This window comes from Aciduliprofundum boonei T469 (assembly GCF_000025665.1).
GTDB lineage: Archaea > Thermoplasmatota > Thermoplasmata > Thermoplasmatales > Aciduliprofundaceae > Aciduliprofundum > Aciduliprofundum boonei.
Genome location: NC_013926.1, coordinates 822,716 through 847,516, shown reverse-complemented (window position 1 = coordinate 847,516; position 24,801 = coordinate 822,716). Strand labels below are relative to the sequence as shown.

The following is a 24,801-nucleotide window of genomic DNA, read 5'->3' as shown; positions in this document are numbered from 1 at the left end:
AATTGAAAGGAGTAAAAAAGAGTGGTTTAAAAATTAAATCAGTGTGACTTCCTCAATAACTACTCCCTGCACATTCTCTATCTTGTTAAATTCCTCTTCAATCTTATCAGCAATGCCGCCCTCGTCTTTAACAATTACCTTTACAACAAGGGCCTTTAAGCCAAAGGCAATGGGCTGTAAATCGAATTCGGCTATCTTGCCCAAAGTTCCCACTTTCTTTTTTACCTCTTCTTTCATCTTTTCAAAATCAACATCCACGCCTTCGGGCATTATCTTGTATGTTACCAAAACATCTCCCATTTTATCACCTCATGGTCCCTCAAATCCGCAATTTGGACATTTGTAAGGTATGCTCTGCTCACGGCACCGATTGCACCTTGCAATCAAAGCCCCACAATTAGGACAATGAAAAACCACCGAACCTTCATCCAGTCCTCTCCCGCAGGATGTGCAGAACTCTATTGTCTCTTCCATAGTCTCACCTGTTAGAGGGTATTGGGGCTTCATTTAAAAAGGTTATGGATAGAAACTTTATTCTTTTACAAATTCATATTCTAACTATGATAAGATTATCAAATCTAAGATTCTTCGGAGTTATAACCCTCATAGTTTATTGGTGCTTCACCATAATCTCAATTTCCCAAAATCCTTGGTTCTCTGTTATGCACAATGCCTTAAGCGATCTTGGGGCAAATAATGCAAATGCACCATGGCTCTACAATTACGGTTTAATACTCTCTTTCCCCTTCCTCTTCATATTCTCAATTTACCTTCTACATATTGCAATCAATAAACTGCAAATCATCGGAGGAGCATTTATTATGATTTCTTCCGTATTCCTAGCATTTATCGGGATATTTCACAGCGGCACTAGGCCCCATGGATTCGTATCCACTTACTTCTTCTTACAATTCTTCTTCGGAATGTTCATATTCGGGATAGCAACTGAGAAGCTTAGAATTGCAAGCATAGTTCTATTCGCCCTATCTTGGCTCGGTGCCTTCTTACCCTGGCCATCTGTGGCCACTCTTGAAATATACGAGATATCAATAATTGGTGTATTTGTGATTCTAATCGCCTTGTTCAATCCAGAAAAATTAGTGAATATAGAGCGTTCTCTTCAAAGTCAAGAGATACGATGGATGTGATTTCGATTCCTATTGCATCTAAGGAAAAGCGAACTTTTTCGGGCATAGGACATTCTCCACCTTTTTCAAATTTGCATTCCTCGCATAAATTGCAAGCACCGGGAAATAACGCGTACACATAAGGATACTCCTTGAACAATTCTTTTTCTCTTTGGAGGAGATAATTTAGAACCTTTCTTTTCTCAATTTCAAAATTATCTATATCAATTTCAAACTTGTGTAATAGCGCTCTTTTATAACTGTGCGCCCATTCTCTTGCATCTCTCCAGGAGGGAGCGTAAGGTGGGCAAGATGGCCTTTTACCGTAGAATGGGCAGGTAGTACATTTCCAAACAGGTCTGGGCGATACTTTTATTTCTTTCGTATCGATCTCCTTTTCATACAAAATTTTCACAAAGGGATATGCACTTACTAAATAACCTTTTTATATGTTTTAGGCATACCTAAATTATGAAGGTGGCAATAAGTACAACGGATGGAATAGAGATAACAAAAGACCATTATGGCGATGGAAAATTTTTTCTCATATACGAGATAGGAGACAGAATAAAGTTCATAGAAAAAAGGGAAAACAATTCACCAGAGGAAGAGCATGGCGCCAAGGAAAAGGCAAAGGGAATATCAGCGATTCTATCGGACATACCCGTATTCATAGGATACCAATTTGGACCAAATATAATGAGAATAAAAGATAAATTTCTACCAGTGATAAGCAGAGAGCGAAAAATAGAGAAAGCATTAGAATTGCTCAGGAAATACGAAAATGAAATAAAAAAAGAATTGAAAGCACCAAGAGGAAGGGCGATAATTATGAATGAAGGAGGGATAAGATTTGTGGAAGTTAAAGATACAAAAGATTTTTAACATTTCCAAGCATGCCTCTACGCAAGGTGATAAAAATGAATGATTTAGAATACTTGAAAAGCGTTATGGATGAAGAGCAGTACGAAAAATTGGAAAAAATAGACAATCCCGAGCTACATCATTTTCTCGCAGAGCATATAAAATTACTCAAACCTTCAAAGATCTTCGTTGCCAACGATAGCGATGAGGATGAGCTTTACATTAGGAACAGAGCAATAGTTTACGAGGAGGAACGGTTGTTGAAAACTCCCGGACACACTGTGCATTTTGATAACTACTACGACCAAGCTAGGGATAAAGAGCATACTTACATACTGACGCCTCATGGCGAGAAATTACCCTACTTAAACACTATGAAAAGAGACGATGGCCTTAAAGAAGTTTTAGAAATTATGGATGGGATAATGCAAGGCAAGGAGTTGTTCATTCTGTTTTTCTCTCTTGGACCTAAGAATTCTGAATTTATGGTGCCCTCTGTACAACTTACCGATTCTGCTTATGTGGCTCACAGTGAGTTTATACTCTACCGTAAAGCATACGATGTCTTTACTCAAAATCCAAATTTAGAGTTCTTCAAATTCGTGCATTCTGAAGGGGAGCTAGATGAGAGAAAAACAAGCAAGAATTTGGATAAGAGACGCATAATGATAGACCTTGAGGGGAATATCACATACGCTGTAAACACTCAATACGCTGGAAATACAATAGGTTTAAAGAAGCCAGCATTCAGGTTGACCATCAATAAGGCTGTAAAGGAAGGATGGTTATCTGAGCATATGTTCCTCATGGGTGTCAATGGCCCCAATGGAAGAGTCACATACTTCACGGGAGCATTTCCAAGCATGTGCGGAAAAACTTCAACTTGTATGCTTATAGGAGAGCGCTTAGTAGGTGATGACCTCTCATTTATAAGGGATATAAACGGAGAAGCTAGGGCGGTTAATGTGGAATATGGAGTATTTGGAATCATACAGGGAGTGAACAAGGAGGATGACCCTTACATATGGCAAGTATTACATACTCCTCAAGAAATAATATTCTCAAATATTCTTGTACACGAAGGAAAGCCATATTGGAACGATATGGGCGAAGAAATCCCATGCAAAGGAGAGAATCACAGCGGAAAATGGTGGTGCGGAAAGAAAGACAAAGAAGGCAATGAGATTCCTCCAAGCCATAAAAATGCAAGATTCACAGCTCGCCTAATCTATTTCCCAAATCTAGATAGAGAGGCTCTTGATTCAAAAGATGGCGTGAAATTAAGCGGTATGATATTCGGAGGCAGAGACTCAGACACTTGGCCACCTGTGTGCGAATCGTTCAACTGGCAACATGGGGTTATAATGAAAGGTGCTTCAATAGAATCAGAAACCACTGCTGCTACATTGGGCAAAGAGGGTGTAAGGAAATTCAACATTATGTCAATTCTTGATTTTATGTCAGTACATCTTGGGGTATACATTGAGAATTATTTGAAATTCGGCAGGAAACTAAAAACCCCGCCCAAGATATTTGCGGTAAATTACTTCCTCAAGGATGAAAATGGAAACTATTTGAATAGCAAATTGGATAAGAAAGTATGGCTAAAATGGATGGACTTGCGCGTACATAACGAAGTGGATGCTATTGAGACGCCCATTGGATATATACCGTATTACGAGGACCTAGCAAGGTTATTCAAAGAAGTTTTCAATAGGGAATATAAGAAAGAGGACTATGAGAAGCAGTTTACCATTAGAGTACCAAATCTCCTAGCCAAGATAGAGAGAATAAGAAAGATATACGGCAGCATGGACAACATACCTAAGGAGCTATATGAGGAATTAGATGCAGAGGAGAAGAGATTAAAAGATGCACAGAAGAAATATGGAGATTTCATCTCTCCATTCCAATTTATTTCTTAAATTATTTCTTAAATTTTTGGATTTTTCCTATTCTGTAACCCTGGAATAAGAAAACCAATCCATCCATGAATAGAACAACCCCTACAAATAATCCAATAAACACGAATGAGAGATAAGATTTCCATCCAAGTATGAGTAATGCATCAAATATAAGGGTTAATATACCAGCGCCTATGGCTAACCATGAGCCAGCTTGAGATTTTATACTCCTAGCAAGCATAAAATTTGTAAACGCTGCAAAGAGGAAAAATAGAATTATTATGACAGTGAATATCTTCAGACCCAGAATTGGAGAGAGTAAATCAATAAGGCCAAGAGTGATCATCACTATAGCACCTATCAATCTCATTTTTTCCTTGCCAAGCGTTGTAAAGTACAGGAAACCCCCAATCAAACCTAGAATTATTAGAAGAATTCCAACTACATATATAAGGGCAAAAGAAAAATAAAGTGGAAAGAAAACAGCAAAAATTCCTATTAGAACAAGGAAAATGCCTGTTATTGTATGCGAATTTATGGCATCTTCAATTCTATAATCTAATTTTGAAATCATTGGAGCTCATCCCTGTATTTCACCATCTTTTCAACTTCATCTGTGATGACCATCTCATAGAGACCCTCGAATAATTGCAGATCATCAGGAGAGTTTGGGGTCCATATTGCAACTCTTACTCCAAACAATCTGTAAAAATGTATAAGGGCTCTGGCAGTGAACTCACCCACCCCGGATATCTGATGAGGAATATTCAGATAATTTGCCTTAACGGAATATATATGCGAGGGAATTGTAAATACTTCGTTTAAGCCCCCGACAAGAATGCCTATCCTTGCCTCTTTGTTTAATTTTCTAAGAATCTTAAGGGCCTTGATGTTGAAAGATGAAAAAAGTGTACGGTCCAGGGCATCAAATTCTACAGCTATCTTTAGCGAAGGTTTGACTGCATCCGTGTCCTTTATTTCTACATTTATTATTGCATCATTTGGCAAAGCTTCGTATACCTCTCTAAGCAGAGGTATAGGCTCCCCTTCAATTTTGTAATCCTGCAATTCTTCATAGCTTGGTTTCTTAATATCCACATCCACACCTACAACCTTTTCAAGATTTCTATCGTGAGAAACTACAACTTCTCCATCCTTAGTTCTCCATACATCCAATTCTACTCCATCCGCCCCATACTCTATGGCCTTTTTAAATGATAAAAGTGTATTTGGGGGATACTTTGCTGAATAACCTTTATGCCCGAGAACAAGCATTATTCTTCCCTCATTTCTTCAACTTCTTCCTTTCCCTCTTCAAGAGCATCTTCTATTTCAATATCCAAATTACGGAGCAGTTCCATAAACTCTCCAAAATGCTCTTTCTCCTCCTTCACTATGTCCAAGAACACTTTGCGTACTAGCTTATCCTTGGCCAACGACGCAAGCTGCTCGTATAAGTTTATAGCATCTAATTCCGCAATTATGCCTATACGCACAAGCTCTACATCAGGCTCTTCCTTAGCAAGCTCTTCCAATTTTTCCATATCAAAAGGTATCTTCGATAGCATATCAATCCCCATACTTCATCTAATTGCACCATATAAAGATTTTCAAAAAAAAAGAAAGGGTAGAGGTCAGAGTGATTTGTGGCAGAGCCACCAGTCGTAGCACTCAATCTCGCCCTTTTTCTTGGCCTCCTCCCTGTCCTTTATTGCATCAACGCTTCCAGCGGGAGGCACGATGACACGGTCCTTGATTAATTCATTGTTGGGCCACTTGTGCGGCATAGCCACACCATTAGCATCGCTTATCTGCAGAGCCTTCACAGCACGTAGAATTTCGTCCCAGTCACGACCGAGCTCAGCTGGATAGTACACTATAGCCCTTATTGTTCCTTTAGGATCTACAATGAACACCGCCCTGGCTGTCTGCGTGGAACCCGTGGGTATCATGCCGAGCATATCTGCAAGATCTCCGCGATCATCCGCAATAACTGGGAACTGTATCTCCTCCCCGAGATTATCTTTGATCCACTCAATCCACTTCAAATGTGCAAATACTTGGTCCACGCTTAGTCCTATCACTTCAACACCTAGCTCTTTGAATTTATCTAATCTTTTCTGCATAGCGTAGAACTCCGTTGTGCACACTGGTGTGAAGTCCGCTGGATGAGAGAACAGTACGAACCACTTCCCAGCAAAGTGGTCTGGCAACTTCATTTTTCCATGGGTTGTATTAACCTCTACCTCCGGAAATTTTTCTCCTATCACTACCATTTTTTATCACCTCCTTTTTTTACTATTCTCAAGATGCAAACATTGCATCAAACCTATGAAGCTTATCAAGCTTCTTTCAATCTACCTCCTTTATATCCACTTCTATAATTTCTTTCACATTGCCCTTTATTGCCTTACTTACCAAGCAATATTTATGCGTTATCTCCACAAGTTTTTCGGCCTTGCTTTTTTCTCCCCTAGCAATACTTAGTTTTACATTCAATTTCATCTTATCAAACTTGAACCCCCCATCTGTGTCAATCCCTAGTATGGGCTTTACTATAACCCTAAGCTCATTTATGTGCACTCCTATTTTATCGTTTATAGCTGTCATTGTAGTTATGAAACACACTGCTAAAGCCGCTGGTAAGAGCTGTTCAGGCCAAGTTACATGGGGTGGGGGGTTTATTGGACTAACACTGAGAGGGTTATCTACCTCCAATTCCATATCATGAATTTTTGTCTTTGTTCTTCCGTCTCCAATCCAAACCGATTCTGCTGCTAAGAGGTCTCCTAAAGCTTCAAAATCTATGTTTTCCAAAGCATTATCTGATTTTTTCTCATCCATATTACTACCCCCTTATCTTTATCCATTTCAATTTTGCAAGATTCATTTTACGAGCTTTCCAACCGTTATCAGTGCAAGACCTTCAAACAGCAAATCAATGCCCACAAAGAGCCCTATGATCCACTCTGAATTCCCTGGCCAGCTCATAAGCACCAGTATTCCCAATATCAAAGAAAGCACACCGGAAATCACTGGGGCCCACCATCCATTGTATGGATGCACAGTATAAGCAAGTAGAAAGTATATTATTCCCCCTATCATGAAGAAACTTCCCATAAGAACTGCTAAACCTGCCAGAGCATACAGAGGATAGATTATTACGAGTATACCGAAAATTAATAGTGCTATGCCAAGCAGTATCCCCCCCAGCTTTCCACTGGTAGACTTTATGCCCATTATCAAGAACACTATGCCACCAATCAACAGTAATATTGCAATGAGATACACTATGACCCCACTGGCAAATTTCGGAAATATTATGCCCAATATACCAAGTATGGTGAGCACTATTCCTGCGTTTGTATATGGCTTAGGGTCGATCGTGGGCCCTTCTATGTTGCTTGTATATTCCATTTAAATCACTCTACATCAACTTCGTTTTGCCAGAGCCCATGGATATTGCAGTAACTCAAAGCCATCAGCTTACCTTTCTTCTCACACTTAAAGTAGAACTTGGCCTTCGGCTCTGTTATGGGTGCACTGTGACTTGTGAAAGCTACTCTCCCGACCATTATTGGAAATCCTCCATCTTCTGGCTTGAAATATAGTTCAATCCACGCAATATGGTGCTCTGGTGTGTTTGGATGAGGTACTTCCTTTCCCACAGAAACCTCAACTTCGATCATATCACCATCTTTCTTGTACTCTATAACAGGTACATGCTTCTCGCCTTTCCAATCCCCACTCTTTATTGTTTCACTCAACATCTTTCATCACCTCCTTTATTTTTCCTCATTTACAAGAGGAGTGTAAGTCCTTCTTGCAAGTTCACGATCAAGCATAAGTAAACCATGGCCATGGTCTCCAATCATCTTTAACATCTGAATGATCTCTTCATCGTTTGCCTCTTCTTCAACCTGCTCATCCACATACCACTGCAGAAGATTAAATGTAGCACGGTCTTTCTTCTTCTCTGCCAGGTCTACAAGGTTGTTTATGCACTGTGTGATATGTTTCTCATGCTTCAATGTCTCCTCAAAAGCATGAAGCGGGGAGTTCCACTCATGTGGCGGCTCCTTTATGGCATATAATTTTACACGGCCACCTCTCTCGATTAAATAGCGGTAAAACTTCATTGCATGATCCATTTCTTCCTGGTACTGGACATACATCCAGTTGGCAAATCCCTTCAATCCTATATTTTCAAAATACCCAGACATTGAAAGATAGAGATATGCAGAGTACATCTCTTCATTTATCTGTTTATTTATCGCCTCTTCTATTTCCTTATCTATCATCTTTCATCACCTCCTCAAAATTTTACAAATTTATCCTGCGGAGCACCACAAACCGGGCACTTCTCCGGTGGCTCATCGCCCATATATGTATATCCGCAAACAGGGCATATGTAAATGCTCTTTTCTTCAATATCCTCGTTCTTAGAAGCCTTATCCTTGGCATCTTCGTACATCTTAGCGTGAATTTTTTCAGCTTCTATGGCATAGTGGAATGAGCGTTCGGCTCCCTTCTCCTCAAAGTACTTTGCAATCTCCAAGTATGCAGGATACATATCCTCAACTTCAAATGTTTCCCCACCAATTGCAGTGGAGAGATTTTCTTCAGTACTCTTAACATACCCCAGGTTCGTAGCATGATTTTTCGCATGCACGAATTCTGCATAAGCTATAGCCCTAAACAGTCGTGCAATATTCTTCTTTCCCTCTCTTTCGGCAACTTCGGCGAATATGGTGTATTTCATATGTGCCATACTCTCGCCGGCGAATGCCTCCTCTAAACTTTTCTCAACCATTTTTCTCATTTTTTCACCTCAACAAATTTTTTCAATTCTTCTAAAACTTTCTCAACATGACCATTGACACGCACATTTCTCCAAACTTTCACAATTTTACCTTCAGGGTCTATGAGGAATGTGGTTCTTATCGTACCATAATATTCTCTCCCATAGTTTTTCTTCTTCCCCCAGGCACCATACCTCTCCAGAACTTTATGCTCTTCATCGCTTAAAAGAAGAATTTTCAGATTATGTTTCTCTATGAACTTCGCATGACTCTTGGGTGAATCTTTACTCACCCCGATTATAACCGCCCCAAGCTTTTCAAATTCATCTTGCATCTCTGTGAAGCCCTTTGCCTCCTTTGTACATCCTGATGTATTGTCCTTGGGGTAGAAATAAAGAACTACCCATTTACCTCGATAATCGCACAGACAATGCTCTTTGCCCTCGTAATCAGGCAGGCAAAAATCCTCTGCAATATCGCCCTCCTTCATTTCATCACCCCCACTTCTCTATGCTTCTCTGCAATTATCTTTGCAAATTCTTTTATCTTATCATAATCCTCTTTTTTAGGCAATCCCTTAATCAGTAGAGGTTCTAAGATCTCAACTTTCAAAGCTCCAAGATTGGACTTTAGAATATCAACTGTTCTGCCACCCCATCCATATGAGCCCATTATACCCACAAACTTGGCCTTTGGTTTAAGAGCATTGGTGAGATAGGCAGCATACACTGCATGAGGATGTGGTCCCGCCAGCATTGTGGGAGTAGCTAGAATGATTGTAGTAACATCAACCATGTCTATTGCAATCTCTCCCAAATTAGATGTTATAAGATCCCTGACCTTAACCTCAACTCCTTCCTCACCTAAATAATCCACGAGAGCATAGACCATCTTTTTAGTACTTCCATGCATTGAAACATAGAGGATTAGTACCTCATTTTTTGTCTCGGAAGAAGTCCATTCTTTATAAGCATCGATTATGAATTTAGGATCACTGTAGGCAGGTCCATGGCTAGGTGCTATTATCCTTGGCTCCAGCTCCTCTATCTTCTTAATATTCCTCGTAATAATTTGCCTAAATGGCATCATAATTTCCGCATAATACCTCTTTGCCTCGTGATAAATCCTATCATATTGCTCCGCAAATGTGTGAGAAGTGGCAGCATGAGAACCGAAGAAATCACAGGTAAATGCTATTCTATCTTCCATTAAGTATGTGGTCATCGTCTCAGGCCAATGGACCCAGGGAGTCATGATGAACTTGAGTGTTTTCCCCCCAAGCTCTAATGTATCTCCTTCCTTGATTATGATAAAGTCTTCATCCTTCAAATGAAGCAAATCCTTCTCAAATCCCATGCACTTTGCATTTGTCACAACCTTTGCCTCTGGATATCTCTTAAGAAGATAGGGTATGCCTCCAGAGTGGTCTTGCTCTGCATGATTTGATACAATGTAATCTATTTTATCCACCTTCAATTCTTCCAAATTGTCAATGAGTTGCTCCAATTTCTCTGGTTCCACAGTATCTATAATCGCCGTTTTATTCTCTCCCTTCACAAGATACGCGTTGTAACTGGTACCCTGGGGGAGAGGTACTATCTCATCGAAGAGCGTTCTCTCCCAGTCAATAGCGCCAACATTGTAAACTCCATCTGCTATCTTTCTTATCATCTTTACTCCACCTTTTCAAACATGTCCTTGGATGCTCCACAGACAGGACATACCCAATCCTCAGGTAACTCCTCAAAGGATGTCCCTGCGGGTACACCACTATCCGGATCTCCGACCTCTGGGTCGTATATATATCCGCAAACCATACATCTCCATTTCATCTCTTTCACCTCCTTTTCATGGACCTACATGCATCATAGGCCAATAAGCATCGTAGTCCTCAAACCTCTTCTCGGATTCAAGCTCATTTTCCAAGATATGATAGTGGCCCATCTCCATGTTTGCAAGATAGTACAGGCCTTTGGCAAGCTCTATATCACCCATCTTCTCCGCCTTCTTAGACATGGAAAGGTAGTAGTCTCTGGCCGCAACTTCGGCCTTCATCGACTGCTCTAAAATAGAAGAAATGGGTGTGTCAGCGTCATATTCAATATGTGGTAAAGGCACTGGTGATTCTTCAGGTAATTTTAATTCTTTATTAGGAAACATTTTTGAAAAGTAATTCCTTAGGAATTCCTCATGCTTTTTCTCTTCGTTGGCAAGAAATTTCAGACGATCTTTTAGTAAGTAATTCTTAGTTTTTTCTGCCATATATTCATAAACATTCCTGCTCTCTATCTCACTCTTAACGGCTATTCCGAATAATGTTTCAAAATTTATTTCTTCAATATCCATTTAACTCCCTCCCACATAGGTTGCCGCCTTGGGCGGGGTCTTACCCTTCACAACATTGTGATAATAATCATAAGTCATAGGAGTTCCCTCTTGAATAGAGTCCGCATCCACCACCTCTCCAATAAATAATACATGCGTGCCTACATCCACGCTATCTACAACCTTTGCCTCTATATACCCCAATGAATAATCAAGGACTATTGGGGCGCCTGTAACTCCAATTTTATATTTTACATTTTCAAATTTATTTATATCCCTACCTGAACGGAATCCAAATAAACCAATGAACTTAAAAGGTGCTTCAGTTGATAGTATAGAAACTGAAAATACATTGCTGTATTTTATATACTCATATGTCAAATTTTCTTTGTTTATACTGATTGCAATTTTCGCAGGTTTAGAAGTTATTTGAAAAACTGTATTGGCTATCTGCCCATCCAGCTTTCCCTCTTTCGCAGATGAGATCACATACATCCCGTAGGATAGTTTATGCAAAATCTTTCTATCCATATTCAGAGTAATGAGTTTGATATATATAAATATTTTGTTCGATATTCGAATAATTTGCTATTAGAAAACTTTAATAAGGATAACATAATTATGTATCATAATGGACGATAAAGACAGAAAAATCATTGAAATTCTCAGAAATAACGCTAGAACGCCTTATACCGAGATAGCTAAAATTCTGGGAGTTACGGAAACAACTGTGAGAAAAAGAATCGCAGAGCTTGAGAGAGAGGGAGTTATAAAAAAATATACTATAGAGGTAGATCCTGAAAAATTAGGATATAAAACCGTAACTATTTTAGGAATGGATGTTGAGCCAAAATATTTACTACAGGCCTCTAGAAAATTAGCTGAAATTGATGAAACAATATGGGTTGCTACTTCCAGTGGAGACCACATGATTATGGCTGAAATATGGACAAAAAATGGAGAGGAGCTATTTGATTTGATAACTACCAAGATAGCAAAGATTAAAGGCGTGAAAGATTTATGTCCTGCCATAATTATGGAGAGGGTAAAATAATCCTCACTATGCCGTATGATTCAAAAGGTATATTTTTAAAACGCCCCAATAGATTTTTAGGCAAAGTTTTGATAAATGGCAAAGAGGAGCTGGTACATATCCATGACCCAGGGAGACTTTCTGAGTTGCTCTATGAGGGGAATGAGGTACTATTAAAAGAATATAATAACAAAAAAAGAAAAACAAAATGGGAATTAATAGGAGCAAAATATAAAGGAAACTGGATTTTCACAAACTCAAAATTTCACAGAGTTATCTCTGAGAGAATATTGAAAGATGCGGAAATATCCCCTTTTGGTAAGGTTGATGAAATAAGGGCAGAGGTAAGAGTTGGAAAGAGCAGGATAGATTATCTCCTAACAAAGAATGGAAAGAGGATTTGGGTTGAGGTCAAAGGATGCACTTTGGAAGAAAATGATATTGCTCTCTTTCCAGATGCCCCCACTGAAAGGGGCAGAAAGCATGTTGAAGAATTAAAAAAATTAATTGAAAAAGGAGACAATTCTGCGCTCTTGATATTGGTATTCCACCCATATGTGAAATGTTTTACTCCCAACGAGAAGAGAGATGAAAAATTCGCAGAATCATACTGGAATGCGATTAACAAAGGCTTGAAAGTTCATCCTGCTCTTTTACAATATGATGGGAAAAACATAATTTTCAAAGGATATACTTCATTATGTAAAAATATTCATAAAGGTTGAATCTCTCTCCCATCTATGAAAAGAATTGGAATTGTTGGCGGAACTACCCCGGAATCATCCGTTTATTACTATCGCAATTTTATTGAGGTTTCTAGAGAACTCTTTGAGAACGATTTTTATCCAGAGATGATAATTTTCAATCTAAATTTTAAAAAATTTAAAAGTGCCAAGGATTGGGACGATAGAGAGATATACCTCCTAGAAATAATAAAAGCATTGGAGCACGCAGGGGCTGAAATTATAGCCCTATCGGCTAATACTCCCCACATAGTATTTGATTCACTTGCAAAGAAAACTAATGCAAAGATGATAAGCATAATAGATGCCCTGGCGGAAGAGGCAAAAAATAAGGGTTATAAAAAACTGCTACTAATGGGAACGAAGACAACAATGACCTCTGGATTTTACAAAAGGAAGTTGGAAGAGCATGGGTTTGAAGTTATAGTACCAGAAGAATATGTTGATGAAATAGATAGAATAATATTCCAAGAGTTAAGTCACGGAGTTTTAAAAAGTAAAAATCGTTTAATAAATATTGTTGAAAGTTATAAGAAGAAATATGAGGATTTGGATGCAGCAATTTTAGGATGCACAGAGCTTCCCATAGCACTCAAAGAGGGTGATACAAGCATTCCTCTCCTTGACACGGCTAAAATCCATATGAGAAAAATAATAGAAGAAGCCATGAAGTAATTATTTCCAGGCCTCTATTTTAAATTTCTTCATATTTTCTCCTTCAAACCAGAACTCTGCCGAGAAATTGATATTATTTATAACCAATGGAAGCCAGTATTTGTCATCTTCCCACATATTTTCATAAGGAATATCTCTTAGAAAGAACCATTTTGGAATGGATTCTTCACTTTCCTCAGGTTCTCCGAGAAGCTCCGCTCTAAATACATAAACAGTCCAATCTTCGTTATTGACATCATAAAACTTTATAATTCCAATCTTTTTTAGATTAGTTATATCTGCATGCATTTCCTCTTTTGCCTCTCTCTTAGCACACTCTTCAGGATTTTCTCCATTTTCAATCTTTCCTCCAAGCCCGTTCCACTTTCCTGCACCATGACCTCTCTTTTTGTAATGCAACAATATTTTATTCCCTTGAACAATATGAACCACAACTGCCTCAATCATAAAAAGGTAAAGTAGCTAAGCGGATAAAAATCCTCCGTCTACTGCCACCATAGCCCCAGTCATATACGATGACATATCTGATGCCAGAACAAGAGCCATTCTAGCTACTTCATCTGGAGAGCCAAATCGTCCCAAAGGCAATCTATTTTTAAAGTTCATTGCAGTTTTTATCATATCCATATTCAATTTCATGGCCGCTTCTTTTTTCAGTTTTTTAACACCTTTGGTTTCAATACCTCCAGGTATAAGGGCATTTACTCTAAATCCAATTTTACCATATTCTCTTGCAAGAGCACGGGTGAGGGCAATTACGCCCATCTTACTGATGTCATAGTGGACAAGTCCTGTAGCAAATGGAAGCACAGCCTCAATTGATGCGACATTTATTATCACTCCTCCTCTTTTTCTTCTCTTTATCATCTCTTGACACATCCAAAAAACAGATTTTACATTAACATCAAATATTTTATCCAAAAAATCTTCATCCACCTCAGTAAATTCCTTGAAAAGATAGATTCCAGCGTTATTAACCAGTATATCAGGTGGCTGCTCCAAGTCGTTCCACAGTGATATTATATTTTCTCTCTTTGATAAATCAACTTTATAAACATTAACCTCAATATTAAATTTTGAAAGTTTCCTTTTTAGGGCATTTAAACCACGCATATCAATATCCACAAGTTCTAAAATCGCCCCCGCCTCTGCAAATCTATAAGCTATGGCTGCTCCAATTCCTGCAGCTGCGCCAGTAATTAGAGCTCTTTTATTTTTGAGGGAAATAATCTCATTTATAGGCTTTAATTCTTCCATTATCTCACCACTATAATTTAGGTATGCTCATACTTAAACATTTTGAAATATTAGGACCCTCCAGCAACCGAAGGAGATTATGGAGGGTGAGTAGAAGATGAGAGATATAGAAGATTACTAGAAGAGAACAAATCAAAGGTGTGAGGAAAAATACTCGCAAGAAGGGGGCAGAGCCCCCTTTCTAAACCCCCAAATATTACTTGATTATTATCGATTACATGTCTTTCCATTCTTTCTCTGTTGCTTCTAAATTCCTAACTTACGGCCTCTATAGCTAATTACTCCTAATTTTTATCCTTAATTTTTCATATTTCAATAGAAATTCAACTCGCCCAAAATAGTGAAAATATAATATAGGAGCATTGACATTTATTAGCAATGTTTCCACTGGATTACCTTATGACATTCGGATTACTTTTGTTAATCGTTTTTATAGTTTCAGAGTTTTCTCATAAGTTAAATGTTGTGGCTGTGCCACTCTTAATAATTTCGGGCATAATAATCGGTCCATATGGAGTGGGAATCGTAAAAAAATTTGAAGGATTGGAATTTTTCGGTGAACTGGGCTTTCTCTTTTTAGTATTTCTTGCAGGACTTGAGATAAAAGGTGTAAAAAATGTTAAATGGAAAAATGTAGGAGAACTTGCCATAATACTTGCAAGTGTATCCTTCTTTGTTGGATTTGGAATAGTATATATGTTTGGCTATCATCCACCAGCATATCTTCTAGCCACTCCTCTGCTCATTGGAACAATTTTTCAATCATCATCAGTTGGTGAAATTATACCCATCATAAACCACACACCAAAACTCAGAGATAAAATAGGAAATACCCTTATACCTACTGTAGTACTTCTTGACACGATAAGCCTAATTGGTCTTTCAATAATACTCCACTGGTACAAAAATCCAAATTTTATGAATTTAATTTTATTTGCTATTTTCTTATTCATATTCGTTTTTATTGGATCCAAATACCTACCAAAGATTGGAAAGTGGATTTTTACCAGATACAAAAGCAGTTATGAAGAGATGGAAATAATATTTTTCATGGCACTACTCTTTATGATGATAGGCATTTCTGAATTAATAGGATTGGAGCCCATTGTAGCGGCATTCTTAACTGGCTTATTTCTAGGAGAATCCATTAAAGATGAGGAGATTTATGGAAAATTAAATTCAATAGGCAAAGGATTCTTGATACCTATATTTTTTATACTAGTAGGAATGGACACTAATATTAGTGTATTTCTTAAAAGTGCGGATTACATATACCTAGTTATAGCAATAGTGCTTGGACTTATGGTTAGCAAACTGATAGGGGGCTACATATATTCTAAAATATTCAAAAAAGATCTCTCGCTCTTAGGCATAGTGTTTTTCCCCCAACTGGGTGCAACCCTAGTCGCATCAAAAATAGGCTTACAGTATGGATTGATAGATGAACCTTTATTCACATCAATAGTGGTTATGGCTATAACAACCGCTCTAGCAACACCCTTCTTAGTAACTAGAATATTTGGAAAATTAGAAAAAAGTGATATTAAAAATCATACTGTTATCTTGGGTGGAGGTATAATTGGGGGATATGCAGCATCAGCTCTTTCTTTATTAAAAGAGGAGTTTATAATAGTAGAAAATGATAAAACTAAATGCGATGAGCTTAAATTAAAGGGTTATAAATGCGTACTTGGAAATCCAACCAACAGAGCAATATTAGATGCAGTAAATATAAATGAAGCAAAATATGCATTGGTGCTTTTATCTTCATCCAAGGACTCTGTGATAGCGGTAAGATACATCAGGGAGAAAAATTCAAAATGCAAAATAATAGCAATGGTCCATAACGAAAGGGAGAGAAAAATTCTACAAGGCATATCTGATGAGATTCTATACCCAGAAACCCTTACAGGAATGAACATTATATGGCATATTATGAAGTTAATCAATGAAGAACAAAATAAAAGATAGCAAAATTTATATTAGCCCTTGCTTTAATCCTCACAGAGATTTAAAAAGGTGATTTTATGAAGTCGCTGGTTAAAGAGGTGCTATCAAAAGCGGATGAGAGGATTGCTGTTACGCAGGAGCCAGCAATAACAAGCCCTGATGATGAAGAACTTATGTCGCTTCTGCAAAAATTAAAAACAAATATTAAAGTTGTTGGTTGCGGAGGAGCTGGAAGCAATACTATCACAAGAATTATGGAAGAGGGCATAGTTGATGTTGAGCTCGTTGCTGCAAATACAGACGCTCAGCATTTACTAATTACCAAAGCAAATCGCAAGATTTTACTAGGAAAGAGAATAACAAGGGGTTTAGGTGCGGGAGCGTTGCCCCAGGTGGGCGAAGAAGCTGCCAGAGAAGTGGAAGACAGGATAAGAGAGGTTCTGCAAGGAGCGGATATTGTTTTTGTAACCTGTGGTTTGGGAGGAGGCACGGGCACAGGTAGCGCCCCGGTTGTGGCTCAAATTGCAAAAGAGCTTGGAGCTTTAACGATTGCAATATGCACACTGCCATTCACAGCAGAGGGAAGGATGAGATTTGAAAATGCAATGTGGGGTCTGGAAAAATTAAAGCAGCATGTTGATACCGTTATAACAATTCCAAATGATAAGCTATTGGAGCTCGTGCCAAGATTACCCTTAAACCTCGCATTCAAAGTGGCAGATGAAATCTTGATGCGCTCGATTAAGGGTCTTGCAGAGATGATAACCAAGCCAGGATTAGTGAATTTAGATTTCAACGATTTAAAGACGATAATGAAAGGTGGCGGCGTAGCCATGATAGGCCTGGGTGAGAGTGATTCGGAGAATAGGGCAGAGGAAGCCATAAGGGAAGCTTTGAACTCTCCATTGATAGAAGCGGATATAAGCGAGGCAAATGGGGCATTGATCAATGTGGTTGGCGGCGAAAATATGACTGTCAAGGAAGCAGAAAGCGTGGCAGAATATGTGCAATCACAGATAAGCAAGGGAGCAAGAATAATATGGGGTGCTTCCATTGATCCTTCCTTGGGCAATACATTGAGAGTTATGGTAGTTGTGACTGGAGTGAAATCTCCATACATTCAAGGTCTTGAAGCCTTAGAGAAAACGAAGGAAGTTGATGTTATAAGGTGAAAAGCATGGGCATAATTGAAAAAAGTGAACAGTTCCAAAAAAGCGTGGATAATTGGGTTGCAGGATTTGGCAAGGGCAAATATTCCAGGATTTTAAAGATGGCCAGAAAACCCACAAGGGAGGAGTACGGAAAAGTTCTGGCTATAACGGGTCTCGGCATACTTTTCATAGGGGGCGTGGGATTTGCCCTTTACTACATTTTCCAAATATGGCTTCACATACCATGAGGGATTAAAATGATTGATGTTAGCTTAAATACTGAACTTTTCAGAATTCCAGCTGGAAGGATAGCCGAAATCGTTATCGTTATATCAAACAAAGGTGAGAAAAAAGAGAAAGTCACATTCAAAGTTCTGTCCCAACTAAATATGAAAGACCCCAGTTTAGAGTGGAGTGTCAACATAATTGGAGTTGAAAAGGATGAGGTAAAACTCTTAGTTACGAAGGAAGAAAACAAAGAGCTTGAGTATGAACTTCAAGTGCAACCAAATAAGAGAAAAGAAATATATGTGAATATAACAGCTCCAAGAGCTGCCGAAATTGGAGATTATGGTATATTCAAATTTGAAGTTATTCATTCCGAGGGCTTGTGGAGTAAGGATGTGAGAATAAACATAGAAGCCGCCATTGTAGCCGTTAAAACTACAATAGGACAGGAGGTAAAAGTGGCCAGAGATATAGGAATGAAAGCAAAGATTCACGGTTGGAAAGAAATATTTTCTGTACTTGCACCCTACAATTTAAAAGGATATGTTTTTGTTGAAACTTCAAGACCTGATAAGGTTCTCTCCTTAATAAGAGGAATAAAAGATGCAAAGGGAGTAGTAAGGGGTGAAATGCATCTTGAAGAGATAAAGCATTATCTCACTCCAACTCCAACAATACATCGCATCTCAGTTGGAGATATAGTAGAGCTTGTAGAAGGTCCATTCAAAGGCGAGCATGCTAAAGTGATACAGATTGACGAGGCAAAAGATGAAATAACAGTTGAGCTTTTCGAGGCAATGGTACCTATACCAATAACTGTTAAGGCAGAAGCTGTGAGGCTATTGGAGAAGGAAGGTGAGTAATATGGGACAAGTAATAGAAGTGTTGGTTGAAGGAGGTAAAGCTACACCTGGTCCACCTCTGGGTCCCGCTCTGGGCCCCATGGGAGTTAATGTTGCACAGGTAGTCAAGGCCATAAATGAAAAGACGAAGGACTATGCAGGAATGCAAGTTCCTGTGAAAATTGATATAGATCCAAAAACAAAGGAATTTACCATAACTATTGGCACACCACCCACAAGTGCTTTGATAAAGAAAGAGCTGGGCATAGAGAAGGGCTCTGGGAATGCAAGAACGGAGAAAGTTGGAAATTTGAGTTTAGAGCAGGTAGTCAAAATTGCAAAAATGAAGAAGGATAACTCCCTATCTTACGATGTAAAAGGTGTGGTGCTGGAAGTTTTGGGCACATGCGTCTCCATGGGAGTAACTGTGGAAGGCAAGGACCCCAGAGAGGTGCAAAAGCTTATAAAGAATAACGAAATCACCCTACCTAACTTGTAGGAGAGCTGTAGGCTCGCTTACTACAAGGAGGTGTTCAATTGCAAGATAATATACTAACTGCCGTAAAAGAAGCAATAGAAAAATCGAAAGAGAGAAAGTTTTTAGAGAGTGTAGATTTGGCTATAAATTTAAAGGATGTCGATTTAAGCATTCCTAAAAACAGGATAAATGAAGAGGTAATTTTACCCCATGGTAGGGGCAAGGAAGTAAAGATAGGTGTATTTGCTTCAGGAGAAACTGCATTAAAGGCAAAGAATTGTGCAGATCTGGTAATTGCTCCTGAAGAAATTGAAAAACTTGCGGAGGATAAGAGAAAAGCAAGAAAGATAGCCAATAAATATGATTTTTTCCTTGCAGAAGCACCGCTTATGGGAAAGATAGGTAAGAGCTTAGGTATAATCCTCGGTCCTCGCGGTAAGATGCCAAAGCCTCTACCTCCAGGTGCAGACCCATGCCCACTGGTAGAGAGATTGAAGAAGACCGTGAGAATGCGCTCGAGGGATAAAAGGACATTTCATGTGCCCGTAGGAACAAAGAACATGGAGCCAGAGAAAATTGCGGAGAACATAGAAGAGGTCATAAAAAGATTGGAGACGAAGCTTGAAAGGGGATTGCAGAATATAGATAGTGTATATGTGAAAACAACTATGGGCCCCGCAGTAAAGATAAAATTGAGGTGAGTTAGATGGCTCATGTTGCACCTTGGAAATATAAATTCGTTGACAAACTCGCCAAACTTGCGGAAGAATACCCTGTAGTGGGTATAGTTAACATAAACAACATTCCCGCTGCTCAAATGCAAAAAATGAGAAGGAACCTAAAAGATAAAGCCGTATTTATTGTAGGTAAGAACAGGTTGATAAAATTAGCCCTTGAAAAGGCAAATAAAAAGAATATAAAAGATCTTGCGAATTACATTGAGGGGCAAACTGGGATAATATTCACCAATATAAATGCCTTCAAACTTGAAAAATTAATGGAAGAAACTCAAACAAAGGCACCTGCAAAGGGTGGTGAAATCGCTCCAGAAGATATAATTGTCCATGCTGGAGAGACACCTTTCAAACCAGGTCCTATGATCAGTGAGTTTCAGAAGGTTGGATTGCCTGCGGCCGTGCAAAAGGGAAAAATAGTGATAAGGAAAGATACGGTGTTAGTAAAGAAGGGAGAGGTAATAAGTAGGGATGTGGCGCAAGTTCTAACCAAGCTTGAGATTTACCCCATGACTGTGGGACTGGATTTAAGAGCTGCCTATGAGGATGAAATGGTATTCCCCAAGGATGTACTCCATGTGGATACAGAGAAGGTCTATGGAGATGTGCTTAATGCAATCCAATATGCCATGAATTTGAGTGTTAATGCGGCATATCCAACTAAGCTAACAATGCCTATGCTCATAGGAAAGGCAGCAAGAGATGCTATGAACCTTGCAATAAACGGAGGCATAGTGAACAAATTCACAGCAGAGCATATACTCAGAAAAGCATATATGGAAATGCTCTCACTTGCCTCTGCGCTTAGCGATGGTTTAGATGATGAGTTGGAAAATTTAATATCCAATAGGCAAATTCCGCCTTCAAATGAGGAAGGCAAGAAAGAAGAAAATGTAGAAGAGGAAAAGAAGGATGAGGATGAAGAAGAAAATAAAGAGGAAGAGGCCATCTCGGGCCTTGGAGCTCTGTTTGGATAAAAGAAAAAGGAGGTATGAAAATGGAATATGTGTATAGTGCCCTGATCCTGCATTCGCTGGGAAAGGAAATAAACGAGGATGCAATAGCAAACATAATAAAAGCCGCTGGAGCAGAGCCAGATATGGCTCGAATAAAGGCATTGGTATCTGCGCTCAGTGAGATAGACATAGATGAAGCTATAAAGAATGCAGCATTTGCTCCCGTAGCAGCAGCGCCTGCAGCCGCAGCACCTAGCGAAGAGAAGGAAGAGAAGAAAGAGGAAGAGAAAAAGGAAGAGGAAGAAGAGGAAAAGAAGGAAGAGGAAGCCATAGCAGGTCTCGGAGCACTCTTCGGATAAACGGTGAGTGAATGCAGAAACTTCTCACCTATACCCTTCTTTACTTTATACCAGTCGCTCTTATAGCCTACGGTATATGGCAGAATATATTAGCACTAATAATAGGGTTAGCTTGGATAGCGTCATCATTCATAATTTTTGAGATACCTAAGCATACAGATTAATCCAATATTTTTGAAATTTTATCCCCATAATAATGTAGATTTTTTACAGCCATGCCACTTTTTTTAGATACCATCTCATTTGCATCCATCAAGGCAATTCCCACTGCCAGAGCTTTTTTATACTTTTTATCTCTAACATAAACGGCATCTCCCTCTCTCACATTAGGATCAGCATCCACTATACCTGCCGCAAAGATATTTGCACCGTTTAAAACATGCTTAACAGCACCCAGATCCACAGTAACATAGCTATTATCAATTGGATGTTGGAGAAGGAGAAGCACAGTTGGATAGTATTTTCCCTCATAAAAAAAGTAGGATGGTAAACCATCCACAAGAATTACACTCTGCTCATCCTCTACAATCTCGTATGTTCCCTCAACCCATATATCCATGGCAAGATATTTTTTTATCTCTTTAATCTTCTTCTTTTTAAGATGATACCTTTTCACCCATTTTCACCTCTTCCAATCTTTTTAAGGCTAATTCTAAACCCATCCCTGCTGCGATTTCTAAATATCTAATCCCCTCTTTAACTTTTCCCAAGGCAATATACGCTTCTCCAAGAAAGTAGTAACCTTCCTTTGTTTTTATATCTCTAAATATCTCAACAGCCTTATCATACTCGCCTTTATCTAATAGGGCAGTGCCAATCCGAAGTATATAATCTCTATCGTTCGTATCAAGCGAGAACTTGGAACCATTAATCAAGAATTCTATGAATTTTCTCTCTCTTCTGAACCTTTCTGTCTTATACTTGCTTGCAATTTTCAATGCTTCTTCGTATCTTCCAAGAGCTTCGAGTGCCAGACATCTCATATAATCTAAATCCTTTCCATTCTCCTCAATTTTCAAAATCTCATTATACCTGCCAAGCTTGTAAAGAATATTTGCCTTTGTTATGTTATCCACAAACTCCAAGGCTTCTTCATATTTACCCATCTTGATGTATATTCTTGCTTTTTCTTCAGAATTCCCATATTTTAAAGCTCCCTCGTAATATCTTAATGATTCTACATAGTATCCAAGGAAAGAGCATATATCACCGAGCAATTCAAACGATCTCACATTGGGCTCAATTTTAACAGCCATTTTGAGTGAATCTATTGCTTCTTCATATCTTCCAAGTTTGTACAAAGAGTAGCCACGCCAGTACCAAGTATCCGCATACTCAGAATTTAACTCTATAGCATTCTCTAAAGCATCAAGGGCTTCTTCGTAATGACCTAAAGCAGAGAGGGCATGGCCCTTTGCATGCCAAGCATAATCGAATTTGGGATTTATCTTTAAAGCTCTCTCATGGAACGGGATGGAATACTTGTGCATACCCATTTTATCTAGGGCATTCCCAACATTGTTCCATCCTATCTCATACTCAGAATTAATGCTCACAGATTTCATAAAATACGGGATTGATTCCATATATTTCCCAAGATTGTAAAGGGCATTTCCAAGATTATTCCAAGTAACTTCATCCCTTGAATCAATTTGCAGGGCTTTCCAATAGTAAAAAACTGCTTTGCTTAAATTTCCCAAAGTATGCTCTAAATATCCCAAATTATACCAAGCTTCTCTATAACCTTGATTCATACCCACTGCTTTTTCGTAGCATTCCCTCGCCTTCACATAATTTCCCAAAGAGAAATAAAGAAAACCCATATTGTTCCAAGCTTCCTCATTTTTCTCGTTTATCTCTAGGGCCTGTTTATATGCTTTTAATGCCTCTTCATATTTTTCCATACCAAAATATATGTTGCCAAGAACCACCAAGTATGAATCCTCCCTGCTCTTCTTTATTAGCCCCTTTATTATTTTCTCCGCATTTTTGTAGTACCCACATTCTGCAAGAACTATGGAGGATAAATACAAAAATTCATCATTATTAAATTTTTTTAATCCATCTAAAATTATTCTCTTTGCCTTTCTTTTCTTTCCAATCTTTAAATATGCACTGGCTAAGGATATGTAAGCACTTTGAAATGATGAGTTTAAAGATAAAACTCTCTCGTATGCTTTTATTGCCTTCCCATAATCTCTATTTTCAAAATAGGCATTTCCAAGATAGAACCAGATCTCGTAATTCTCCGGTTCTTCCTTCACCTTATTTTCAAAATAAACTATCGCTTCATCGTAATAGCCCTCGGATATTAACTCCAAACCACGCAGATGATTCTCAGGCACAAGACAATTAACGCTTTTCATTTAATAATCTTTTCTTTACAAGGAATATTATGGCTAATGCAACCAAGGCTGCGAGAAAATCAACAGTCCAATCCATAGGGTCGCAGTGCCTACTGGGTACAAAGTACTGGTGAAACTCATCCGTGGCAGCATATAAAGCAACAAAGATTAGTGTGTGATAATAATTCTTGAAGAAAAGATAGGCAGATATAGCATAGCCAAAATACAAAACAAAATGAAATAGGAAAGAATAATGAGTTACATCACTAGGAATATCCTTGCCTGGAGTAGCGGATAGGGCAAAAATAAATATGGAATAAAGAATTAAAATGGTTAAATATTCATTTCTTCTTTTCATACTTTAGCCCCATCTTGTACCCCTTTCGAGTGATGTGAATTCCCATAACCAAGAGCAAATAAAGGGCTGCAAGAAGCATAGAAAGATAAACTCCGGGACCAGTGACATATCTCTTGAATAGTTCTATAGGTTCCTCTTTTATGGCGGAGATATAGATGCTGTTATTATCTACATTTAAAGTGATATTATAGATTCCCCGAGGTAAGTTTAACTGAAAATGATAAACAGTTTTGTTATTCTCTATAATACCATTTACACTTCCCCGATCTACAACCAGATAGGAAGAAATATCAGTAACTTCATAGCTCATAGAAGAATTTGTGGCCTTTTGGTAAGTTGCAGTTATATTGAATTTAGCATTCATATTTGTAGTGGAATAAGGCTCTATAACCACTTTAATACCATTCTTATCAAAAGTTCCTTGAGGCATATCCCCCACATGATACGAAAAAGCTAGAAAGAAAAGCATAACCCCGAGAACTATGGCAATAGACCCATATATTCCTCTTTCCTTACTCTTCCAAACACCGAGAACCTTAAAAACGAGCAAAACGAATATTGGAGATGCAATAGTCAAAATCCAAACATTCATAGAGCCAAAAACCACTGCTGTGGATATGGCAAAACCTATCAATGGCTTCCCGTATTTCTTCCAGTTATCCATGGCACA

The 24,801-nt window shown here is 38.5% G+C and carries 38 protein-coding genes; 15 read left to right on the top strand and 23 right to left on the bottom strand.

The window, feature by feature from the left end; all coding sequences use genetic code 11:
• Positions 1–33 precede the first annotated feature (33 nt).
• Both ABOO_RS04475 and ABOO_RS07900 read right to left on the bottom strand, forming a co-directional pair.
• Positions 34–300 (bottom strand): elongation factor 1-beta, encoded by a 267-nt coding sequence (locus tag ABOO_RS04475; RefSeq protein WP_008086378.1) that lies wholly within the window; start codon positions 298–300, stop codon positions 34–36.
• Positions 301–309: 9 nt separating this feature from the next.
• Positions 310–507 (bottom strand): zinc finger domain-containing protein, encoded by a 198-nt coding sequence (locus ABOO_RS07900; RefSeq protein WP_394294948.1) that lies wholly within the window; start codon positions 505–507, stop codon positions 310–312.
• A 53-nt stretch (positions 508–560) separates the two neighbouring features.
• On the opposite strand from ABOO_RS07900, the gene ABOO_RS07895 reads away from it, so the two are divergent.
• A complete protein-coding gene (locus ABOO_RS07895; RefSeq protein ID WP_008086403.1) occupies positions 561–1,148 on the top strand; it encodes a DUF998 domain-containing protein in 588 nt (195 codons plus the stop codon).
• Here ABOO_RS07895 and ABOO_RS04465 read toward each other — a convergent pair.
• Positions 1,084–1,542 (bottom strand): DUF2284 domain-containing protein, encoded by a 459-nt coding sequence (locus tag ABOO_RS04465; RefSeq protein WP_012997251.1) that lies wholly within the window; start codon positions 1,540–1,542, stop codon positions 1,084–1,086. The two genes, ABOO_RS07895 and ABOO_RS04465, sit on opposite strands and share 65 nt — an antisense overlap.
• A gap of 56 nt (positions 1,543–1,598) precedes the next feature.
• On the opposite strand from ABOO_RS04465, the gene ABOO_RS04460 reads away from it, so the two are divergent.
• Together ABOO_RS04460 and ABOO_RS04455 are read left to right on the top strand one after the other, a co-directional pair.
• On the top strand, positions 1,599–2,012 hold the full coding sequence (locus ABOO_RS04460) for a NifB/NifX family molybdenum-iron cluster-binding protein (protein ID WP_008086368.1): 414 nt from the start codon (positions 1,599–1,601) through the stop codon (positions 2,010–2,012).
• Positions 2,013–2,047: 35 nt separating this feature from the next.
• Positions 2,048–3,916 carry a phosphoenolpyruvate carboxykinase (GTP) gene (locus ABOO_RS04455; RefSeq protein WP_008086363.1) on the top strand — a complete coding sequence of 623 codons (1,869 nt, stop codon included), beginning with the start codon at positions 2,048–2,050 and terminating at the stop codon, positions 3,914–3,916.
• Position 3,917: 1 nt separating this feature from the next.
• On the opposite strand, the gene ABOO_RS04450 is transcribed toward ABOO_RS04455, so the two are convergent.
• The 14 genes from ABOO_RS04450 to ABOO_RS04385 all read right to left on the bottom strand — a co-directional run bounded on the left by ABOO_RS04450 (position 3,918) and on the right by ABOO_RS04385 (position 11,553).
• The gene (locus ABOO_RS04450) at positions 3,918–4,469 is read right to left on the bottom strand and encodes a DUF308 domain-containing protein (protein WP_008086413.1); all 552 of its coding nucleotides are present in this window, start codon (positions 4,467–4,469) and stop codon (positions 3,918–3,920) included.
• Positions 4,466–5,170, bottom strand: a complete 705-nt coding sequence (locus tag ABOO_RS04445) for a glycerophosphodiester phosphodiesterase family protein (RefSeq protein WP_008086375.1) — start codon at positions 5,168–5,170, stop codon at positions 4,466–4,468. Before ABOO_RS04445 ends, ABOO_RS04450 begins: the two co-directional genes overlap by 4 nt.
• The gene (locus tag ABOO_RS04440) at positions 5,170–5,463 is read right to left on the bottom strand and encodes a ferritin family protein (protein ID WP_008086382.1); all 294 of its coding nucleotides are present in this window, start codon (positions 5,461–5,463) and stop codon (positions 5,170–5,172) included. Before ABOO_RS04440 ends, ABOO_RS04445 begins: the two co-directional genes overlap by 1 nt.
• A gap of 66 nt (positions 5,464–5,529) precedes the next feature.
• Positions 5,530–6,171 (bottom strand): peroxiredoxin, encoded by a 642-nt coding sequence (locus ABOO_RS04435; protein WP_008086383.1) that lies wholly within the window; start codon positions 6,169–6,171, stop codon positions 5,530–5,532.
• A gap of 76 nt (positions 6,172–6,247) precedes the next feature.
• On the bottom strand, positions 6,248–6,739 hold the full coding sequence (locus ABOO_RS04430) for an OsmC family protein (RefSeq protein ID WP_008086407.1): 492 nt from the start codon (positions 6,737–6,739) through the stop codon (positions 6,248–6,250).
• Positions 6,740–6,781: 42 nt separating this feature from the next.
• A complete protein-coding gene (locus ABOO_RS04425) occupies positions 6,782–7,312 on the bottom strand; it encodes an HdeD family acid-resistance protein (RefSeq protein ID WP_008086401.1) in 531 nt (176 codons plus the stop codon).
• Positions 7,313–7,317: 5 nt separating this feature from the next.
• The gene (locus ABOO_RS04420; protein WP_008086398.1) at positions 7,318–7,665 is read right to left on the bottom strand and encodes a class II SORL domain-containing protein; all 348 of its coding nucleotides are present in this window, start codon (positions 7,663–7,665) and stop codon (positions 7,318–7,320) included.
• Positions 7,666–7,680: 15 nt separating this feature from the next.
• On the bottom strand, positions 7,681–8,196 hold the full coding sequence (locus ABOO_RS04415) for a ferritin (RefSeq protein ID WP_012997249.1): 516 nt from the start codon (positions 8,194–8,196) through the stop codon (positions 7,681–7,683).
• 14 nt (positions 8,197–8,210) lie between these two features.
• Entirely contained in the window at positions 8,211–8,717 is a 507-nt protein-coding gene (locus ABOO_RS04410) for a rubrerythrin family protein (protein ID WP_012997248.1), read from the bottom strand.
• The gene (bcp, locus tag ABOO_RS04405; protein WP_012997247.1) at positions 8,714–9,187 is read right to left on the bottom strand and encodes a thioredoxin-dependent thiol peroxidase; all 474 of its coding nucleotides are present in this window, start codon (positions 9,185–9,187) and stop codon (positions 8,714–8,716) included. Before bcp ends, ABOO_RS04410 begins: the two co-directional genes overlap by 4 nt.
• The gene (locus ABOO_RS04400; protein WP_012997246.1) at positions 9,184–10,368 is read right to left on the bottom strand and encodes an FprA family A-type flavoprotein; all 1,185 of its coding nucleotides are present in this window, start codon (positions 10,366–10,368) and stop codon (positions 9,184–9,186) included. Before ABOO_RS04400 ends, bcp begins: the two co-directional genes overlap by 4 nt.
• A gap of 2 nt (positions 10,369–10,370) precedes the next feature.
• Complete coding sequence (gene rd, locus ABOO_RS04395; protein ID WP_008081906.1) at positions 10,371–10,529, bottom strand: rubredoxin; 159 nt, start codon at positions 10,527–10,529, stop codon at positions 10,371–10,373.
• 16 nt (positions 10,530–10,545) lie between these two features.
• The gene (locus tag ABOO_RS04390; protein ID WP_012997245.1) at positions 10,546–11,043 is read right to left on the bottom strand and encodes a ferritin family protein; all 498 of its coding nucleotides are present in this window, start codon (positions 11,041–11,043) and stop codon (positions 10,546–10,548) included.
• Positions 11,044–11,553: a flavin reductase family protein gene (locus ABOO_RS04385; RefSeq protein ID WP_008082290.1), complete on the bottom strand. Its 510-nt coding sequence runs from the start codon at positions 11,551–11,553 to the stop codon at positions 11,044–11,046.
• Positions 11,554–11,653: 100 nt separating this feature from the next.
• Here ABOO_RS04385 and ABOO_RS04380 point away from each other — a divergent pair, with 100 nt between their 5' ends.
• The 3 genes from ABOO_RS04380 to ABOO_RS04370 are packed head-to-tail and all read left to right on the top strand — an operon-like array spanning position 11,654 to position 13,473.
• Positions 11,654–12,076: an Lrp/AsnC family transcriptional regulator gene (locus tag ABOO_RS04380; RefSeq protein WP_008082587.1), complete on the top strand. Its 423-nt coding sequence runs from the start codon at positions 11,654–11,656 to the stop codon at positions 12,074–12,076.
• On the top strand, positions 12,043–12,780 hold the full coding sequence (sfsA, locus tag ABOO_RS04375; protein ID WP_012997244.1) for a DNA/RNA nuclease SfsA: 738 nt from the start codon (positions 12,043–12,045) through the stop codon (positions 12,778–12,780). Before ABOO_RS04380 ends, sfsA begins: the two co-directional genes overlap by 34 nt.
• 15 nt (positions 12,781–12,795) lie before the next feature.
• Positions 12,796–13,473: an aspartate/glutamate racemase family protein gene (locus ABOO_RS04370; protein WP_008082503.1), complete on the top strand. Its 678-nt coding sequence runs from the start codon at positions 12,796–12,798 to the stop codon at positions 13,471–13,473.
• On the opposite strand, the gene ABOO_RS04365 is transcribed toward ABOO_RS04370, so the two are convergent.
• The gene (locus ABOO_RS04365; RefSeq protein WP_012997243.1) at positions 13,474–13,920 is read right to left on the bottom strand and encodes an 8-oxo-dGTP diphosphatase; all 447 of its coding nucleotides are present in this window, start codon (positions 13,918–13,920) and stop codon (positions 13,474–13,476) included.
• 15 nt (positions 13,921–13,935) lie between these two features.
• On the bottom strand, positions 13,936–14,730 hold the full coding sequence (locus ABOO_RS04360; RefSeq protein ID WP_008082391.1) for an SDR family NAD(P)-dependent oxidoreductase: 795 nt from the start codon (positions 14,728–14,730) through the stop codon (positions 13,936–13,938).
• Positions 14,731–15,108: 378 nt separating this feature from the next.
• On the opposite strand from ABOO_RS04360, the gene ABOO_RS04355 reads away from it, so the two are divergent.
• From ABOO_RS04355 to ABOO_RS07980, 9 genes are read left to right on the top strand one after another with little or no spacing between them, the layout of a single operon-like run.
• Complete coding sequence (locus tag ABOO_RS04355; RefSeq protein ID WP_012997242.1) at positions 15,109–16,701, top strand: cation:proton antiporter; 1,593 nt, start codon at positions 15,109–15,111, stop codon at positions 16,699–16,701.
• A gap of 56 nt (positions 16,702–16,757) precedes the next feature.
• Complete coding sequence (gene ftsZ, locus ABOO_RS04350; RefSeq protein WP_012997241.1) at positions 16,758–17,852, top strand: cell division protein FtsZ; 1,095 nt, start codon at positions 16,758–16,760, stop codon at positions 17,850–17,852.
• A gap of 5 nt (positions 17,853–17,857) precedes the next feature.
• On the top strand, positions 17,858–18,079 hold the full coding sequence (locus tag ABOO_RS04345; protein WP_008082258.1) for a protein translocase SEC61 complex subunit gamma: 222 nt from the start codon (positions 17,858–17,860) through the stop codon (positions 18,077–18,079).
• Between the two features lie 9 nt (positions 18,080–18,088).
• Positions 18,089–18,922 (top strand): transcription elongation factor Spt5, encoded by an 834-nt coding sequence (locus ABOO_RS04340; RefSeq protein ID WP_008082255.1) that lies wholly within the window; start codon positions 18,089–18,091, stop codon positions 18,920–18,922.
• 1 nt (position 18,923) lies between these two features.
• Positions 18,924–19,400, top strand: coding sequence for a 50S ribosomal protein L11 (locus tag ABOO_RS04335; RefSeq protein ID WP_008082280.1), 477 nt, complete (start codon positions 18,924–18,926; stop codon positions 19,398–19,400).
• 38 nt (positions 19,401–19,438) lie between these two features.
• The gene (locus ABOO_RS04330; protein ID WP_008082433.1) at positions 19,439–20,080 is read left to right on the top strand and encodes a 50S ribosomal protein L1; all 642 of its coding nucleotides are present in this window, start codon (positions 19,439–19,441) and stop codon (positions 20,078–20,080) included.
• A 5-nt stretch (positions 20,081–20,085) separates the two neighbouring features.
• Positions 20,086–21,090 (top strand): 50S ribosomal protein L10, encoded by a 1,005-nt coding sequence (locus tag ABOO_RS04325; RefSeq protein ID WP_008082178.1) that lies wholly within the window; start codon positions 20,086–20,088, stop codon positions 21,088–21,090.
• Positions 21,091–21,110: 20 nt separating this feature from the next.
• Positions 21,111–21,428 (top strand): 50S ribosomal protein P1, encoded by a 318-nt coding sequence (rpl12p, locus tag ABOO_RS04320; RefSeq protein WP_008082518.1) that lies wholly within the window; start codon positions 21,111–21,113, stop codon positions 21,426–21,428.
• Positions 21,429–21,439: 11 nt separating this feature from the next.
• Positions 21,440–21,592, top strand: a complete 153-nt coding sequence (locus ABOO_RS07980; RefSeq protein WP_155811389.1) for a hypothetical protein — start codon at positions 21,440–21,442, stop codon at positions 21,590–21,592.
• On the opposite strand, the gene ABOO_RS04315 is transcribed toward ABOO_RS07980, so the two are convergent.
• The 4 genes from ABOO_RS04315 to ABOO_RS04300 are packed head-to-tail and all read right to left on the bottom strand — an operon-like array spanning position 21,589 to position 24,795.
• Positions 21,589–22,044: a DUF1947 domain-containing protein gene (locus ABOO_RS04315; protein ID WP_008082575.1), complete on the bottom strand. Its 456-nt coding sequence runs from the start codon at positions 22,042–22,044 to the stop codon at positions 21,589–21,591. The two genes, ABOO_RS07980 and ABOO_RS04315, sit on opposite strands and share 4 nt — an antisense overlap.
• Positions 22,025–23,773, bottom strand: coding sequence for a tetratricopeptide repeat protein (locus ABOO_RS04310; protein WP_241209819.1), 1,749 nt, complete (start codon positions 23,771–23,773; stop codon positions 22,025–22,027). Before ABOO_RS04310 ends, ABOO_RS04315 begins: the two co-directional genes overlap by 20 nt.
• A gap of 7 nt (positions 23,774–23,780) precedes the next feature.
• Complete coding sequence (locus ABOO_RS04305) at positions 23,781–24,131, bottom strand: VanZ family protein (protein ID WP_008082576.1); 351 nt, start codon at positions 24,129–24,131, stop codon at positions 23,781–23,783.
• Positions 24,115–24,795, bottom strand: a complete 681-nt coding sequence (locus tag ABOO_RS04300) for a hypothetical protein (RefSeq protein WP_008082389.1) — start codon at positions 24,793–24,795, stop codon at positions 24,115–24,117. The genes ABOO_RS04305 and ABOO_RS04300 overlap by 17 nt, the downstream gene beginning before the upstream one ends.
• Between the last annotated feature and the right edge of the window lie 6 nt (positions 24,796–24,801).